We start from the raw sequence: 576 nt of genomic DNA, 5'->3' as shown, positions 1-576 counted from the left end.
ATCGGCTCCTAGTGCCTAGGCATCCACCGTGCGCCCTTACTAACTTAACCTTATTAAAAAACTCTTTCAATATGTTCTACAGCGTTTCGGTTTCTTTTTTTGTTGCGCTATTCAATTGTCAATGAGCAATCTTACCTATTTTAATGACTTCGTTGTCCTAAACAAAATACTGAGTTGAACCCCAGACGAACTTCTTAGGAAAAAAGATAAATCTCCTTGTGTGCAAGCACACCACGTCGATTTCCTATTTTTCTACAGAAGTTTTCGCTAAAGCGAACCGTCTGTTAGTATCCTGTTTCATGGAGCCTAGCGGGATCGAACCGCTGACCTCCTGCGTGCAAAGCAGGCGCTCTCCCAGCTGAGCTAAGGCCCCACGTCCCTCTCAAAACTAAACAAGACTACCAAGTGCTTCCGTTGTAAGTACAGAGACGCCCTCCGTTACTTACATTTCCTTAGAAAGGAGGTGATCCAGCCGCACCTTCCGATACGGCTACCTTGTTACGACTTCACCCCAATCATCCATCCCACCTTAGGCGGCTGGCCCCTTAAAGGTTACCTCACCGACTTCGGGTGTTA

1 tRNA gene and 1 rRNA gene are annotated in these 576 nt (G+C 46.5%); both read right to left on the bottom strand.

The features are described from left to right. Window positions 1–300 precede the first annotated feature (300 nt). Window positions 301–373 (bottom strand) — tRNA-Ala (locus BMI76_RS10460). Between the two features lie 83 nt (window positions 374–456). Further along, window positions 457–576 (bottom strand): 16S ribosomal RNA (locus tag BMI76_RS10455); the annotation flags it as partial.

Source organism: Streptococcus sp. 'caviae', from assembly GCF_001937065.1.
GTDB lineage: Bacteria > Bacillota > Bacilli > Lactobacillales > Streptococcaceae > Streptococcus.
This window is presented reverse-complemented; position numbering and strand designations above follow the sequence as displayed.